Source organism: Nonomuraea sp. IBHARD001, assembly GCF_056106265.1.
Genome location: NZ_JBWBBW010000002.1, coordinates 281,508 through 296,082, shown reverse-complemented (window position 1 = coordinate 296,082; position 14,575 = coordinate 281,508). Strand labels below are relative to the sequence as shown.

General features: G+C 68.6%; 12 protein-coding genes, 1 tRNA gene and 1 pseudogene. 7 read left to right on the top strand and 7 right to left on the bottom strand.

Annotated elements, in window-relative coordinates; all coding sequences use genetic code 11:
* Nucleotides 1-67 precede the first annotated feature (67 nt).
* Both bagA and bagB read left to right on the top strand, forming a co-directional pair.
* A complete protein-coding gene (gene bagA, locus ACTWNK_RS03475) occupies nucleotides 68-1,057 on the top strand; it encodes an ATPase BagA (RefSeq protein ID WP_474302041.1) in 990 nt (329 codons plus the stop codon).
* Entirely contained in the window at nucleotides 1,054-2,181 is a 1,128-nt protein-coding gene (bagB, locus tag ACTWNK_RS03470; protein WP_474302040.1) for an ATPase BagB, read from the top strand. Before bagA ends, bagB begins: the two co-directional genes overlap by 4 nt.
* A gap of 51 nt (nucleotides 2,182-2,232) precedes the next feature.
* Here the strand turns inward: bagB and ACTWNK_RS03465 are convergent, their stop codons facing one another.
* Entirely contained in the window at nucleotides 2,233-2,529 is a 297-nt protein-coding gene (locus ACTWNK_RS03465; protein ID WP_148036282.1) for a WhiB family transcriptional regulator, read from the bottom strand.
* A gap of 277 nt (nucleotides 2,530-2,806) precedes the next feature.
* On the opposite strand from ACTWNK_RS03465, the gene ACTWNK_RS03460 reads away from it, so the two are divergent.
* Entirely contained in the window at nucleotides 2,807-5,017 is a 2,211-nt protein-coding gene (locus ACTWNK_RS03460; RefSeq protein ID WP_474302039.1) for a transglycosylase domain-containing protein, read from the top strand.
* A gap of 507 nt (nucleotides 5,018-5,524) precedes the next feature.
* Here ACTWNK_RS03460 and ACTWNK_RS03455 read toward each other — a convergent pair.
* Nucleotides 5,525-5,986, bottom strand: a complete 462-nt coding sequence (locus ACTWNK_RS03455) for a GatB/YqeY domain-containing protein (protein ID WP_474302038.1) — start codon at nucleotides 5,984-5,986, stop codon at nucleotides 5,525-5,527.
* A gap of 114 nt (nucleotides 5,987-6,100) precedes the next feature.
* Between ACTWNK_RS03455 and ACTWNK_RS03450 the strand changes: the two genes are divergently transcribed.
* The 3 genes from ACTWNK_RS03450 to ACTWNK_RS03440 all read left to right on the top strand — a co-directional run bounded on the left by ACTWNK_RS03450 (nucleotide 6,101) and on the right by ACTWNK_RS03440 (nucleotide 7,495).
* Complete coding sequence (locus ACTWNK_RS03450) at nucleotides 6,101-6,994, top strand: metallophosphoesterase (protein ID WP_474302037.1); 894 nt, start codon at nucleotides 6,101-6,103, stop codon at nucleotides 6,992-6,994.
* Nucleotides 6,995-7,057: 63 nt separating this feature from the next.
* Nucleotides 7,058-7,131 (top strand) — tRNA-Pro (locus tag ACTWNK_RS03445).
* A gap of 199 nt (nucleotides 7,132-7,330) precedes the next feature.
* The gene (locus ACTWNK_RS03440) at nucleotides 7,331-7,495 is read left to right on the top strand and encodes a hypothetical protein (protein ID WP_474302036.1); all 165 of its coding nucleotides are present in this window, start codon (nucleotides 7,331-7,333) and stop codon (nucleotides 7,493-7,495) included.
* A gap of 81 nt (nucleotides 7,496-7,576) precedes the next feature.
* Here the strand turns inward: ACTWNK_RS03440 and ACTWNK_RS03435 are convergent, their stop codons facing one another.
* Entirely contained in the window at nucleotides 7,577-8,329 is a 753-nt protein-coding gene (locus tag ACTWNK_RS03435; protein WP_474302035.1) for a hypothetical protein, read from the bottom strand.
* The gene (locus tag ACTWNK_RS03430; RefSeq protein ID WP_474302034.1) at nucleotides 8,322-9,233 is read right to left on the bottom strand and encodes a DNA-processing protein DprA; all 912 of its coding nucleotides are present in this window, start codon (nucleotides 9,231-9,233) and stop codon (nucleotides 8,322-8,324) included. The genes ACTWNK_RS03435 and ACTWNK_RS03430 overlap by 8 nt, the downstream gene beginning before the upstream one ends.
* 235 nt (nucleotides 9,234-9,468) lie before the next feature.
* On the opposite strand from ACTWNK_RS03430, the gene ACTWNK_RS03425 reads away from it, so the two are divergent.
* Nucleotides 9,469-9,606: a hypothetical protein gene (locus tag ACTWNK_RS03425; RefSeq protein ID WP_474302033.1), complete on the top strand. Its 138-nt coding sequence runs from the start codon at nucleotides 9,469-9,471 to the stop codon at nucleotides 9,604-9,606.
* A 57-nt stretch (nucleotides 9,607-9,663) separates the two neighbouring features.
* Here ACTWNK_RS03425 and ACTWNK_RS03420 read toward each other — a convergent pair whose 3' ends face one another.
* From ACTWNK_RS03420 to ACTWNK_RS03410, 3 genes and pseudogenes are all read right to left on the bottom strand, one after another.
* Nucleotides 9,664-10,713: an NB-ARC domain-containing protein gene (locus ACTWNK_RS03420; protein WP_474310821.1), complete on the bottom strand. Its 1,050-nt coding sequence runs from the start codon at nucleotides 10,711-10,713 to the stop codon at nucleotides 9,664-9,666.
* Nucleotides 10,714-12,021: 1,308 nt separating this feature from the next.
* Nucleotides 12,022-12,687 (bottom strand): annotated as a pseudogene (locus ACTWNK_RS03415) (AfsR/SARP family transcriptional regulator); the annotation flags it as partial.
* A 24-nt stretch (nucleotides 12,688-12,711) separates the two neighbouring features.
* Nucleotides 12,712-14,562: an acyl-CoA dehydrogenase family protein gene (locus ACTWNK_RS03410; protein ID WP_474302032.1), complete on the bottom strand. Its 1,851-nt coding sequence runs from the start codon at nucleotides 14,560-14,562 to the stop codon at nucleotides 12,712-12,714.
* Between the last annotated feature and the right edge of the window lie 13 nt (nucleotides 14,563-14,575).

The following is a 14,575-nucleotide window of genomic DNA, read 5'->3' as shown; positions in this document are numbered from 1 at the left end:
GAATGTGAGGTATTTCAAAGGACGGTGCCGGGGATTCGACAAGTGACCGTTCGGTAGCCTTCAAAGTGTGAATAGTCGGGACACGGACTGGGACGGTGTACGGCTGCACGTCGTCACCGGCAAGGGCGGCACGGGCAAGACCACCGTCGCCGCGGCACTCGCCCTCGCCCTAGCCTCCGGCGGTCGTAAGGTGCTGCTCGTCGAAGTCGAAGGCCGCCAGGGCATAGCCCAGGTCTTCGACCGCCCTCCGCTGCCCTACGAGGAGCGCAAGATCGCGATCGCGCCCGGCGGCGGCGACGTCTACGCCCTGGCCATCGATCCCGAAGAGGCCATGCTCGAATACCTGGAGATGTTCTACGGCATGCGCAGAGCCGGACGGGCGCTCACCAAGATGGGCGTCGTCGACTTCGCCACCACCGTGGCCCCCGGCTTCCGCGACGTCCTGGTCACCGGCAAGACCTCCGAAGCAGTACGGCGCCGCGGCAAGGACGGCAAGCGCGTCTACGACGCCGTCGTGCTCGACGCGCCGCCCACCGGCCGGGTCGTGCGCTTCCTCAATGTGACCGGCGAGGTCGCCGGCCTGGCCAGGGTCGGCCCGATCAAGAACCACGCCGATCTCGTACGCGGCGTCGTCGCCTCGCCCGAGACCGCCGTGCACTTCGTCACCGTGCTGGAGGAGATGCCGGTCCAGGAGACCCTCGACGGCTTCACCGAACTGCGCGAGGCCGGACTGCGGCCCGGCGGGATCTTCATCAACATGGTCAGGCCCGAACTGCTTCCGGACGAGGCGCTGAGCGGGCACTACGACGTCGACGAACTCGCGCTCGGCCTCAAGGCGGCCGGGCTCGCCGACGGGCACGACGCCGAGGCCGTCGCGCGTGCGCTGGCCGAGGAGGTCGCCGAGCACGCCAGCCGTACCGAGCTCGAACGCAGGGAGCGCGCGGCGCTGCTGCGGGCGGCGGTGCCGCGCTACGAGCTGCCGATCCACACCGACGGGGTCGACCTGGCCGCGCTGTACGAACTGGCCGAGCAGATCTCCGAGCAGGGAGCAGCATGATCAGGACCGCGCCCGAGCTTGACGTCGACGCCATCCTGGACGACCCCGGCACGCGCATCATCGTGTGCTGCGGCTCCGGCGGCGTGGGCAAGACGACGACGGCCGCGGCGCTCGGCCTGCGCGCCGCCGAGCGGGGCAGGTGCGCGGTCGTGCTCACCGTCGACCCGGCCAGGCGGCTGGCCCAGTCGATGGGGCTCAGCGAGCTGGACAACACCCCGCGCCTGGTCGAGGGCGTCGAGGGCGAGGGCCAGTTGTTCGCGATGATGCTCGACATGAAGCGCACGTTCGACGAGATCATCGAGGCGCACGCCGATCCCGAACGAGCGCGCCAGATCCTGACCAACCCGTTCTACCAGTCGCTGTCCTCCAGCTTCTCCGGCACGCAGGAGTACATGGCGATGGAGAAGCTCGGCCAGCTGCGCCGCTCGGACGAGTGGGACCTCATCATCGTCGACACGCCGCCATCGCGCTCGGCCCTGGACTTCCTCGACGCGCCCGAACGGCTCGGGCGCTTCCTCGACGGCAGGTTCATCAGGCTGCTGATGGCTCCGGCCAAGGCGGGAGGGCGCAGTGCGTTCAAGCTGCTCAATGCCGGGTTCGGGATCGTCGCAGGGGCCATGACCAAGCTGCTGGGCGCCCAGGTGCTGAAGGACCTGCAGACGTTCGTCTCGGCGCTGGACGCGGTGTTCGGCGGCTTCAGGCAGCGCGCCGAGCAGACCTACCGGCTGCTGCAGGCGCCGGGCACGGCCTTCATCGTGGTCGCCGCACCCGAACGCGACGCGATGCGCGAGGCGTCCTACTTCGTGGAACGGCTGGCCGAGGAGCGCATGCCGCTGGCCGGGCTGGTCGTCAACAGGGTGCACCTGTCGCCGGCGGACAGGCTGTCGGCGGCCAGGAGCACCGCCGCCGCCGAAGACCTGGAGGCCAGGGGCGGGCACGAGCTCACGGCCGCCGTGCTGCGCCTGCACGCCGGCAGGATGCAACTGGCCACCCGCGAGCTCAGGGAGCGCGACGCGTTCGTCTCGTCGCACCCCACGGTGCCGCTCGTACAGGTGCGGGCCATGGCCGAGGATGTGCACGACCTGGATGGCCTGCGCCGGATCGGCGCCCTGCTCGGCACGTGATCCGGAAATGCTGATGCGGCCGAGGTCATCCCTCGGCCGCCTCGTGGGCAGCTAGCCCGCGATCAGCTCGTTGGTACGTTCGTACTCTTCTTTGGCCGACTCCAGCAGCTCTCGCCAGGAGTCGACGTCAGGTCGCCGTCGTAGCAGTGCTCGTCGTTCCCGCTCCGTCATACCGCCCCACACCCCGAACTCGATGCGGTTGTCAAGCGCATCGGCGAGGCATTCGGTACGGACCGGGCATCCTCGGCAGATCAGCTTCGCCCTGTTCTGGGCGGCACCCTGGACGAACAGAGCGTCCGGGTCCGCGCCCCTACAGGCGGCACGGGAGGTCCAATCCGTGATCCACATTTCGACCCCACTCCCCTTAGGTGGTCAGTCGTCAGTTGGGGCCGACGGGCGCGGGCGCCGAGCCTCCGTATTCAGTTGCCGCAGAGGAGAACGTACGCAACCAGGCGTTCGGGCCGACAGACCCCACAGGACCAATTTCCCGGCCTTCCATTGACCGGGAATGACTAGTCACCCGGCCAAGTCAAGGCGAAATGGTGTCTCGTTACCGATTAGGTCGCTGTTTCGACGTAGTCTGTGTCCTGTGCAAGCTGAGGGCAAAGATCACTCGAACCCGTTCGTGAACGTCGTCCGGCTCCTGTTGGCCGGATCGGCGGCCGGTGTGCTGGTCGCCGCCGTCGCGCTGCCCGCCGTGGGCGGGGCGGGCGTCGCGGTCAAGTCCACGACGGAGGAGCTCTCCCTCAAGCCCGAGACACTGGACGAACAGGCGCTGCCGGAGAAGACCGTCCTGCAGGACGCCAACGGCAAGCAGATCGCCCAGTTCTACTTCCAGAACCGGCAGTCGGTCCGCTTCGACCAGATCGCCGAGATCATGCGTGAGGCGATCGTCTCGATCGAGGACTACCGCTTCTACGAGCACGGCCCGATCGACATCGAGGGCACCGCACGCGCCCTCGTCAAGAACGTCACCGGCGGCGGAGTCGTCCAGGGCGGCTCCTCGATCACCCAGCAGTACGTCAAGCTGGTGCTGGTCAACAATGCCGAGACCGAGGCCGAGCAGGCAGCGGCCATCGCCCCGACGCTCTCCCGCAAGCTCAACGAACTGCGCTACGCCATGGCGATCGAGGAGAAGTACACCAAGGACCAGATCCTGGAGAAGTACCTCAACATCTCCTACTTCGGCGCCAGCGCCTACGGCATCCAGGCCGCGTCCAAGCGCTTCTTCGGCAAGCCCGCCTCCGAGCTCAACCTGGCCCAGGCGGCCACGCTGGCCGGTGCCGTACAGAACCCGAGCATGACCGACCCCAGCCGAGGCAAGGCCTTCAGGGACCGGCTGATGGCCAGGCGCAACCTGGTGCTCGACACCATGGCGCTGCGCGGGAAGATCACTCCGGCGGAGGCGGCCGAGGCCAAGAAGGCCAAGCTGGGCTACAAGGGCACGGAGATCCCCGGCGGCTGCGAGGTCAGCAAGTACCCGTTCTTCTGCTACTACGTGCAGAACGAGATCAAGAACAACGAGCAGTTCGGCGCCAACGCGGCCGAGCGGCTCAGGCTGCTGCAGCGCGGCGGTCTGACCATCAAGACCACGCTCGACCCCAAGATGCAGCAGGCGTCCGAGAAGGCGATCAAGGACTACGTCCACGTCAAGGACAAGCAGCTCGCCTCGCAGGCCATGGTCGTACCCGGCACCGGCGAGATCAAGGCGATGGCCGCCAGCCGCAAGTACGGCAACAACAAGAAGAAGAACGAGATCAGCTACAACGCCGTCGCCGACGGCCAGCACGGCGGCCTCATGGGCTTCCAGGCCGGATCGACGTTCAAGGCGTTCACCCTGGCCGCGGCGCTCGACAAGGGCATGAAGTTCGGCGACGGCTTCCCCTCGCCCGCCGGGTACCGCGCGCCGAGCGAGGCCTCCTTCCGCGACTGCAAGGGCAACCGGGTCGGCGAGCCCTCCCACGAGGTACGCAACTCCAGCGAGGGCGGCGGCGGCTTCAAGACCCTCGAATCGGGCACCTGGGGATCGGTCAACACGTTCTTCATGAAGCTTCAGGAGAAGGTCGGCCTCTGCGACGTCGTCAAGCTCTCCAAGAGCCTCGGCATCAAGCGCTCCGACGGCGCTCCGCTGCGTGAGTTCGAGACGTTCACGCTCGGCATCAACGAGATGGACCCGGTCACCGTCGCCAACGCCTACGCCGTGTTCGGCGCCCGCGGCGCCTACTGCAAGCCGATCGCGATCACCGAGATCAAGGACCGCGTGGGCAAGGTCAAGTCGTTCAAGCCCAAGTGCAAGCAGGTCATGGACGAAGAGGTCGCCGACGCCGTCAACGCGGTCCTGTCCGGCGTGTTCACCAAGGGCACGATGAACGGCGTGGGCGGCATCGGCCGCGACGCCGCAGGCAAGACCGGCACCACCGACGACTACACCGCCGCCTGGTTCGCCGGATACACCCCGAACCTCGCCTCCGCCGTCAGCATCGGCGACCCGCGCGGCGCCTTCGGCCACGACCTGCGTGGGGTCACCGTGGGCGGGCGCTACTACCCCTACGTGTACGGCTCGTCGATCGCCGGGCCGATCTGGAAGTACTCCATGCGCGACGCTCTGCAGGGCGTCGAGGCGACGTCGTTCGTCAGTCCCAACGGGGAGCGCTTCGGCGGGTGCAGCGACGCCTGTGCGCCGAAGCCGCCCAAGCGGGACAAGGGGGGCGACCGGGAGCCTGGCGGCGATGGCGACGGTGACGGGGGTGGCGACGACGGAGGGAACCCGTTCGACATCTTCAACGACGACATCGACACGGGCGGCGCGGGAGCGCCGATCACACCGGCTCAGTAGGGGCTGGGCTGTCTGGCAGGCGTCACTTGGTGGGGCGGGTGGGCTGTCTGGCAGTCGTTCACTCCGTAGGACGGGTGGGCTGTCTGACAGGCGTCGCGAGGCGTCCACGGCCAACGGGCCGCGCCTGCGGGACAGGCGCGTCACGCCGACGGCCACAGCGCCGAGCGGCCGTCGGGCCTGACGGCCGTAGCCACGGTTCGCCCGTCTGGCAGCCGTCCCGCCGACGGCCACAGCGCCGAGCGGCCGTTCGGGCCTGATGGCTATCAGGCCTGCTCCCGGCCGGGCTCGCCCCCGTCACCCTTGCTCTCGATCGGGCCGACGCCCATCGCTGCGGACGACCCGCCGGGCGGCGCCGCCGAAGCCTGCCGGATGTGTGGCCCCACCGGCCGGGGCAGACGCTCGGGGCAAACGCTCGGGGCAAACGCTTGGCCCGGCCAGCGGCCGTGTCCGGGGCCTGTCGGCGGTGGCGACGGCTCGCCCCTCTGCCCCTTCAGCCCCGGTCGGCGGCTACGGCTTGCCCAGGAGCTTGGCCTTGACGGCGGCGGCGACCCTGCCGCCTTCGGCGCGGCCCGCGACCTTCGGGTTGACGACCTTCATCACCGCGCCCATGGCCTGCGGGCCCGAGGCACCGCTCTCGGCGACGGCCTCGTCGACCAGTCTGGCGAGCTCCTCGTCCGACAGCTGCGCGGGAAGGTACTCCTCCAGCACCGCCTGCTCGTCCAGCTCCGCCTGGGCCGACTCGGCGCGCCCGGCGTTGCCGAACGCCTCGGCCGCCTCGCGGCGCTTCTTCGCCTCCTTGGTGAGCACCTTGATGATCTCGTCGTCGGAGAGCTCCCTGGCCGTCTTGCCCGCCACCTCCTCGACGTTGATCGCGGCGAGCGCCATCCGGACCGTCCGAAGGCGTACCTCGTCCCGGCTCTTCATCGAGGCCGACAGATCGGCCTTCAGCTTGTCCTTCAATGTGGTCATGAGCTCCATCTTGCCGTCTCACGACAGCTCGTACGCCGAGTGCGGGGCACACGTCGTCGTCACCCGAGGTTCAGTCAGGCGTCACAACCGGGATTCGTCGGGCATCATGAGGTGGTGAGGAAAGCTGCCGCTGTGCCCCTGTCCCTGCTGGGCCTCGGCGTGGCCGGGCTCGGCTACGCCTCGGTCGTCGAGCGCAACTCCTTCAAACTGCGCCGGTTCGACGTCCCCGTCCTGGAGCGCGGCCAGCGGCCTGTCCGCATCCTGCACCTGACCGACCTGCACCTGACGCCCGGTCGCAGGATGCTCATCAACTGGGTGCGTTCGCTCGGCGACCTCAAGCCCGACCTCGTCGTCAACACCGGCGACTCCATCGCGCACGTCGACGCCGTGCCCGCCCTGCTCTACGCCCTTGAGCCGCTGCTCAGCAGGCCCGGTCTGTTCGTCTACGGGTCCAACGACCTGTATGCGCCCAAGCCGAAGAACCCGCTGCGCTACCTCTGGCGTACCTCGAGGAACGAGCGCCGCCAGCAAACCCCGTCGCTGCCGTGGGAGGACCTCGGCGCGGGCATGTCGGCCGAAGGCTGGCTCGACATGAACAACACGACCGCACGGCTCAAGGTCGGCGACCTCGACGTGGCCGTGGCCGGCATCCACGACTCCCACATCGACCGCGACCGCTACGACCTCGTGGCCGGCCCCGCGCCCGCCGACGCCGACCTGCGCCTCGGCGTCATGCACTCCCCCGAGCCGCGCAACATGACCCGCTTCGCCGCCGACGGCTACCAGCTCCTGCTCGCCGGACACACCCACGGCGGCCAGGTCTGCGTCCCGTTCTACGGCGCCCTGGTCACCAACTGCGGCATCGACCGGGCCCGCGTCAAGGGCCTCAACCGCCACGACACCGCCTGGCTCCACGTCTCCGCAGGCCTGGGCACCTCGCCGTACTCCCCCATCCGTTTCGCCTGCTTCCCCGAGGCGTCCCTGCTCACCCTCGTGCCACGGCGTTAACCGGTCACAAGCACCCCTGAAGTCCGCTAGACTTTCCCAAGCACGGGCAAGCCACCCGCGCACCGGGGTGTAGCGCAGCTTGGCAGCGCGCTTCGTTCGGGACGAAGAGGCCGCAGGTTCAAATCCTGTCACCCCGACGTCGCAGTTTAGTCCCGAGGTCAAAGGCCGTTTCTGAGAAATCAGGGGCGGCCTTTTTCGCGCCCTCGATCCGAGAGCCGTGCATCGCGATCACCAACTGTGCTCGACGGCGCCCTGGGGCAGGTCTTCGACAGGTGATGACAAATGCGGGGTGGGCCCTCAGACTGATCGAGGCGGTCGCGATCGGAAGGCGGAAGCATGAACTCCAGCGTCAAGGCTCTGATCGTCTGCACCATGTCGAGCCTGGTCGCAGTCGTCGCCGCAACCGTCGCGACCGGCATCCATGTCTGGCTCTGGGCAGCGTGGGCCGCCTTGGCCGTTGCCACTGTTGGGATCGTCGTCGTTCAGCGCGAGCACGTCTGAGGGTGCTGCGACGGATCGGGCATCCGGGGCTCCTGGGCCGGACTGCGCAGCCTTTTCCTCTTTCGGGCGGCGTCGTCCGCCTCACAGGTGGACGGCGCAGTCCTCCTGCCGGTAGGGGTGATCCTTGATGGCGTTGAGAATCGGCTTCCAGCCTTCGTAGGCGGGATTCACATGGCGGCCGAGAACGACTGCGGCCACTCTCGACGATCCCGCTTGCTTGAGCGCGTAGGCCGCCGACTGCATACGCCCGCCGGTCGTCCAGGTGTCGTCCAGCAGCAGGACGTGAGCGCCGTCGAGATCCCTGTCCGGCACGGCGAATCGCTCCGGATCGAACGCCCGTACGTCGGCCGGAACGGCGGTGTTCGCGGCGAGCCGTATCCATGGAAACCGCCGCAGGCGATCACCGATCAGCGTACGGAGCGGATGGTCTCCTTGACGCCCTCTTGTGCTCGGCACCACTGCCAGATGCGTCCAGGTGTCGACATGTGCGGCCCTCGCAACACAGGTGTGGTGGTCGAGCAGAAAGAGCAACAGCAGATTGAGCAGGTTCGTCGAAACGCTGGGCGAAGGGAAAGTGGATTTGTACGCGGCGAGTGCGTGCGCGTGCTGACGGCCCTTGACCGCGTAGGAAATCGGGACGACCGTGTCGGCGAGCGGAGACTGGGCTGTGCTCAAGTGCTGTTCGCAGGTGTAGCAGCGCGTCCACTCCGGCTTTGCGGGGCCACGGCAGACGTAGCAGATGCCCGGTGCGGGCTCGATCGGATTGCGCAGGTAGTTAGCGTGCTGGGCGACGTGCCTTCGTATCGCTTCCCAAGGATCGACTGCGTCAGGCAAAGGCGGGTATCTCCGGAAGAGAGTCGGGGCCTGTGTTGAGTTCCGCGATCAATTTTTCCACAACGTCCAGCAATTCTCGCAGCCCGGAAACGACGTGCACACCGGGTTTTGCCGCGTATTCGCGCGCCCAGTCGTGTTCGAGCAACTGCTCCGGCATCACGACCGGGCGGCCGTGCTCAAGCGCCAGCCTCGCCTGAATGCGTGCCCCGCTCTTCCACGGTGCCTCGACCACCACGGTGGCTGCGGCGTAGCCGCTCATCACGGCATTGCGCATCGGGAAATTGCGCTGGTTGGGTGGGGCGTCGGGCCAGAACTGACTCAGGACGAGGCCGTCCTGAATGATCTGTTCCTGCAAGGCACGATTCTCCGCCGGGTAGAACTTGTTGATCCCGGTGCCGATGACCGCGACGGTTCGCCCACCCGCCTCCAGTGCGGCGGTATGTGCGGCGGTGTCGATTCCCTTGGCCAGGCCGCTGACGACCGTCACACCGTGCAGCGCCAGGTCTCTTGCCACTGCGGTCGCGATGCGCAATCCCTCGTCGCTGGCTTTCCTGGTGCCGACCACGGCGATCGCACGCTGATCAGGCGCCGACTTTCCGCGCGAGAAAAGGATGGGCGGCATCTGGTGAATGCCACGCAGCTGGCTCGGATAGTGCTCGTCGAGGCACGTGTGGATGCCGATGCCCTCAGCCGCCCATTTCCGCAGCAGGTCCGTCGCGCTTGTGATGGCACTCTCCATCGGATCGGCGTCGGCGAACAGCGTCTCCTGGAGACGCATTTGCTCGGCCAGCACGGCGAGTGCGCTTCCCCGCTCAAGAACCGCCAGGCTGAGCTCAGCCCACTTCGCGCCCGCGCGTTGTAGCAACGTCACGAGCGCGGCACGTTCGCGCAGCTCCGATGGCATGTCAGTGATGGTACTGACGCCGGCCCTCACGTCACCACGATACCCCGCGACTGGTCCGAATCGAACAGTTCGAAAGCAAGAGTCGTCGCCATGTTAGCCGCAGGTTAGGCCTGTTGACCGGAGGTTACGGCGCGCGGGTGGCCCGGGTAGCGTCGCGGTGACGCGTCGAAAGTTCGCATGGAGCCACGGCTCCGGGCTCGTAGCTTCGTACGTTCGACCGCCCACAGGAGGGCATATGGAGAGCTTCAGCGTTTCCATCACGGTCTCGGGTGGATGGGAGTACGGCTATCTCCGGACCATCGTCATCATCGTCGTTCTGATCATGGCCGCTGCGGATCCCGGCCTGCTGTCGCCGGTGCTGCTCGGGCTGTGAGAGCTGTGAGGTAGGGGTGCGGGAGCCCATCCTCGTACGGGTGGGCTTCCCGTCCGGTCAGGCGCACATGTGCTGGGCGAGTGGGGTGAGGGGTGGGGTGGATGGGGTGGGGAGGTGGGGGTTGGCGCGGCGGAGGGCGGCTGAGCGGATGTGTTCGGGTTCTTCGGCTATGGCGCGTTCTCGGGCGAAGAGGCGGACCAGGTCGTACATGCGGTAGTGGTCCGGGTCGTGGCCGGCCAGGAGGTTGAGGTCGACGAGGCGTTCGAGGGCGCGTTCGGCTCGGGCGTGGGAAACGTTCAGCAGGAGGGCGGCCACCGGGACGCTGATCTCGCCGGCCGGGAGCAGGCCGATGAGGCGGAAGGCGCGGATGGGGTCGTGGCTGGCGGGTGATTCGGTGGAGTTCAGCGTCAGGTAGGCGGCCTGGAGGTTGGCCCGCAGCGACAGATCGCCGACGTGGAACTCGTCAAGCCTGGTCTGGTCGGCTTCGAGGCGTTCGACCAGGCGGCCGACGCTCCAGGAAGGCCGGGCGCTCAGGCGGGTACCCGCGATGCGCAGGGCCAGGGGGAGATGGTCGCACAGCTGTACGAGGCGGGAGGCGGCACGCGGGTCGGCCGCCAGGCGGGAGGGGCCGACCATCCGGCCGAGGAAGTCCAGCGCCTCGTAAGTGGACAGCACGTCCAGCTGAACCCTCGCGGCTCCCTCGATGCCCGGCAGGGCCCGTCTGGCCGTGACGATCGCGGCACATCCCGGCACGAGCGGCAGCAGCGGCCGTACCTGGGAAGCCGATCCCGCGTCGTCGAGCACGATGAGCACCCGGCGCCCGGCGAGCGCCGAACGCAGTACGGCGGCCAGCTCGTCCTCGTCGTCGGACTCGACACCGCTCGGACCGAGGGTACGCAGGAGGCGGGCCAGTACGTCGCGGGCGGCCGGCGGGGTGGCCCGCGCGTTCGAGCCGTGCAGGCTGACGAACAGCTGCCCGTCGGGAAACCGATCGGCCATCCGGTGCGCCGCCCGTACGGCGAGCGCGGACTTGCCCACGCCGTACACGCCGTCGATCACGGCGACGCCCTTGGGGGTACGGCCGGCGACGGGGAGGCAGGCTCGCATGATGCAGTCGAGGGTGGCCTGGCGGCCTACGAAGGTGAGGCTGTCCGGGGGGAGTTGGCGAGGGGTGGGCTGGGGGTGGCGGTTCGGGGGGATTGTGATCTGGTGGGGCGGGGCTGGGAGGGGCTCTGGGGAGAGGTGGCGGGGGTGGGTGGCGTGAGGGTGGTGGTGGGAGGCGTGGAGGCGGCGGGGGGGTTGGGGTTTGTGTGGTGTACGGGTTCGGTTTGGCTGGTGGGACGGGGTGGGGCTGTGCGATTGGATGGGCCAGGTTGATTGGTGGGGTCCGTGCGGTGGGTGGGGCGATGGGCTTGGGTGTGTCAGGTGCGCTGGTTGCGATTGGTGTGGTGAGTGGGGAGCTCGGATGGGATCGAGCGGCGGCGGCTTGGCATGGAGCGTGGAAGGGGGCTCCGAGAAATGCGTGGAGGGAAGCGTCGAAGGAGCTGATGGGGTCGCAGGGGAGGCCAGCGGGAGTGAAGGGGAGGCAGGTGGGGTCGTAGGCGGGGCGGAGGAGAGGGCAGGGAAGGCGGGAGGGGGCGCGAGGGAAGCGGGAAGTGGAGAGAGTGCGAGAAGCGAGGGGGCTTGGGCGGGGAGGTCGGGTGGGCCGGTGGGCAGGGTGGGGATTCGTGTGAGGGTGACGGGGCCTGGCGGCGCTTGTGGGAGAGAAGGCGATTCCTCATGCCTTCCTGATCCGAGGAGTGATGCATCCGCCGATGAGGAGTCCCCGGACGGGGTGAGCATGGCCGTGGCCAGCGTCGACAAAGCCAGAAAAGCGGGCGCGGACACAGCAGCGGACGCCGGCGCAGGCGCGGAGATGGACACAGCAGCAGATGCGGACGCCGACGCAGGCGCAGGGGCCGACGCACGCGCGAACATGGGCGCAGGTTCAAGTTCAGGTTCGGGTGCGGACGCGGGCGCAGGTTCCGATGCAGACGCGGGCGCCGACGCAGGGGCCGCCTCAGGCGCGAGCATGGACGCAGGCGCAGGCGTAGACGCGGGGACCACCTGGGCCGTGGACATGAACGCAAGCGCGGGGGCCACCCCAGACGAAGACACGGACGCAACCGCAAGCCCTGGAGCCACCCCAGACGAAGACACGGACGCAAGCGTCGATGCCGAGGTGGGTGCCAGGGCGAGGGGAGGCGTAATCGTCGGTGGGGACGTGGGTGTCGAGGTGGCGGCCGGAGAGGGGGTGGGAGGAGAGGGTGTGGGAGGGACGTCGGGGGTGCGGTGGAGGATGGTGGGGTCGCTTTGGAGGATTTTGGTGTGGAGGAGGGTGAGGGCGGGGCCTGCGTCTATGCCCAGTTCCTGGATGAGGTGGCGGCGGGCCTGGCCGAAGCAGGCGAGGGCGTCGGCCTGGCGGCCCAGGCGGTACAGGGCGGTCATGAGTTGGCCCCAGAAGCGTTCGCGCAGGGGGTGGTCGGCGACGAGTTTGCGTAGTTCGTGGACGACGGCTGCCTCGGCGCCGTCGGCCAGGCAGGCCTCGATGTAGCTTTCCACGACGACGAGGCGGCGTTCCTCCAGTCTGAGGATCTCGCTGTGCAGGGCGGGGCCCGCCTCGATGTCGCCGAGTACCTGGCCGCGCCAGAGCCGGAGTGCCCGGCCGAAATGGATGACGGCGCAGCCGGGCGCGCCGTCGAGGGAGGCGGCCTCGCCTGCGCGTGCGGAGGCCTCGAACAGGGTCAGGTCCAGGTCGCCCGGCGGAATACGGAGGACGTAGGCGCCGTGCCGTGTTTCCAGGGTGGCGTCGGCGATTCCGGCGGTATGGAACTGCCGGCGCAGGGCGGAGACATAGGTACGGAGATTGGCCATGGCGGATCTCGGCGGGTCGGTCCACACGCATTTCATGAGCCGGCTGACCGGAACGCATTCATTGGCCTTGAACAGGAGCGCGCCCAGCACCGCCTGGTGCCGTCGGCTCAGTGTCAATTCCCTTTCGTACCCGCGCACTGCCAGCGGGCCCAGCAGACCAAACCGCATGGGAACAATGTATGCATACTTTTCCTACCTGACAAGAGGGGATTTATCTCGCAATGTCAAACGTGCTGTCGTGATGTTCCCCAGCAATGGGTCAAGCGCCTCCCCTTCCAGCCATGCCGTACTAATTCCGGAAAAGTCGGGGCCGGGGGAATCGGCGAGCCGGGCGCGTAGTCCTTCGACGCGGTGTCTGGCCTCCGTACAGGCGATGTCGGCCAGGTCCTGCCCGGCGTCGAGCCCGTCGGCCGCCGACAGGTGCGAGGCGCGGGCCAGCGTCACCACCATCGTGAACAGCTCGGCCAGCAGCCGGTTGAGCAGGATCAGCACGTGCTCCCGTTCGAACAGCGCCTCGGGCTCCGGGTGCCTGAGTGCGAGCTCCCTGCACCTCAGCGCGTAGCCCTGCACCTGGCGTACGGCGAAGGCGAGATGGTCGCGGTTGCGTGCGGTGAGCCGCATGCCGGGCGGCGGGGTGAAGTCGGCGTCCCGCAGGTCGAGCGGAGGCGGCGAGCCGTAGTGGAACCTGGTCAGGACGTTACGAGCGGCCCGGTTGTCCACATGGAAGTCGACCCCTCCGGCGATCCGCAGACCGCGGGCGTCGCGGAAGAGACGTTCGACCGGCGCGCCGGACGCTCCGCGCGACCGCTTGCTGGCCGCCGTCTCGAAGCCCTCGCCGCCGAGCAGCGACATCGTACGATCGGCGATACGCCAGCAGGCGGTGGAGCAGATGTTCTTGGCGGCGATACGCTCCGGCCACCGATCGGCATGACCCGACCCCGAGGAGCCGGCGGACGAAGACGGCACACCTCGCCCGCTGGACCCCGAGGAGTCGGCGGGCGAAGACAGCGGACTCAACTCGCCGGACGCCGAGACAGCTGCTGCTGCAGCAGCCGGAGGCAGCAGGCTCCATTCCAGGACGCTTTCCATGGCGAAGATGTCGCCCGCCGCGCCGGCGATACGCCGTTGGATCTCCTCGTAGGCGCCGAGCGGACGCGCGTCCACCGTGCGGCGGTTGACGAACTCCCGAGACCATTCCAGGCACGACTTGGCGATCGCCAGGGCGGGGGCCGCCGTGATGAACAGCCTGCCGGTCGCGCTCAGGGGTTCCAGCGGCGAGGTGACACGCCAGTCGCCCTCCTGGCGCAGCAGGACGTCGTGGTCGGGGACCTTGACCCCTTCGAGGATCAGACGGCCGTTCGGCAGGCCCTTGCTGCCCATGAACTCGTGCCGCGAGCCCACCCGGAACCCGGCCGACGCCGTCTCGACGAGGAACAGGGCCGAGGTGTCGCCGAGTCTGGCCGAGACGATGAGCGCCTCGGCGACCGGGCCGTTGCCGATGAAGATCTTCTCGCCGTCGAGCACGTACCCGCCGGGCACGCGGGTCGCGCTCATGACGGGCAGCCGGTTGGCCGCGCCCTGGGGTTCGGTGTCGGCCCAGCCCGAGATCACGTCCCTGGCGACCAGGCCGCGCAGCCGATCGGCGAACGGCCCCTCCGGCAGCGCCTCCAGCAGGGCCGCGACGCCGATGCCGCTGTGGATGGCCAGCAGTTGCGCCGCCGACGACGACCAGCTCGCCGCCCGTTCGACGACCCGGAAGACGTTGACGGCCGAGAGCCCGTGCCCGCCCAGTTCCTCCGGCACGCCGAGCCTGAGGTGACCCCTGCGGCGCAGCTCGGCCAGATAGCGGTCGGGCAGGGTACGGGAGGCGTCGACCTCGTCGGGGTCGACGTGCTCGGCCAGCAGCTGTTCGACGTCCGCGGCGATGCGTTCGCCCGCGGCACGCTCGGATTCCGGCGTACGCGGAAACGGCACGATCTTGGACCAGGGCACCCGGCCGACGGCAAGGTCGGCCACCAGACTGCCCGACTCGACGATGGTCACTGTCGATCACCCT

Excerpts from the sequence above, each read along its gene's own strand:
- ACTWNK_RS03425 (WP_474302033.1), top strand. The coding sequence starts at position 9,469 with ATGGAGAGCTTCAGCGTTTCCATCACGGTCTCGGGTGGATGGGAGTAC.
- ACTWNK_RS03465 (WP_148036282.1), bottom strand. The coding sequence starts at position 2,529 with ATGTGGATCACGGATTGGACCTCCCGTGCCGCCTGTAGGGGCGCGGAC.
- ACTWNK_RS03430 (WP_474302034.1), bottom strand. The coding sequence starts at position 9,233 with ATGCCATCGGAGCTGCGCGAACGTGCCGCGCTCGTGACGTTGCTACAA.
- ACTWNK_RS03440 (WP_474302036.1), top strand. The coding sequence starts at position 7,331 with ATGAACTCCAGCGTCAAGGCTCTGATCGTCTGCACCATGTCGAGCCTG.
- bagB (WP_474302040.1), top strand. The coding sequence starts at position 1,054 with ATGATCAGGACCGCGCCCGAGCTTGACGTCGACGCCATCCTGGACGAC.
- ACTWNK_RS03455 (WP_474302038.1), bottom strand. The coding sequence starts at position 5,986 with ATGACCACATTGAAGGACAAGCTGAAGGCCGATCTGTCGGCCTCGATG.
- ACTWNK_RS03420 (WP_474310821.1), bottom strand. The coding sequence starts at position 10,713 with ATGCGAGCCTGCCTCCCCGTCGCCGGCCGTACCCCCAAGGGCGTCGCC.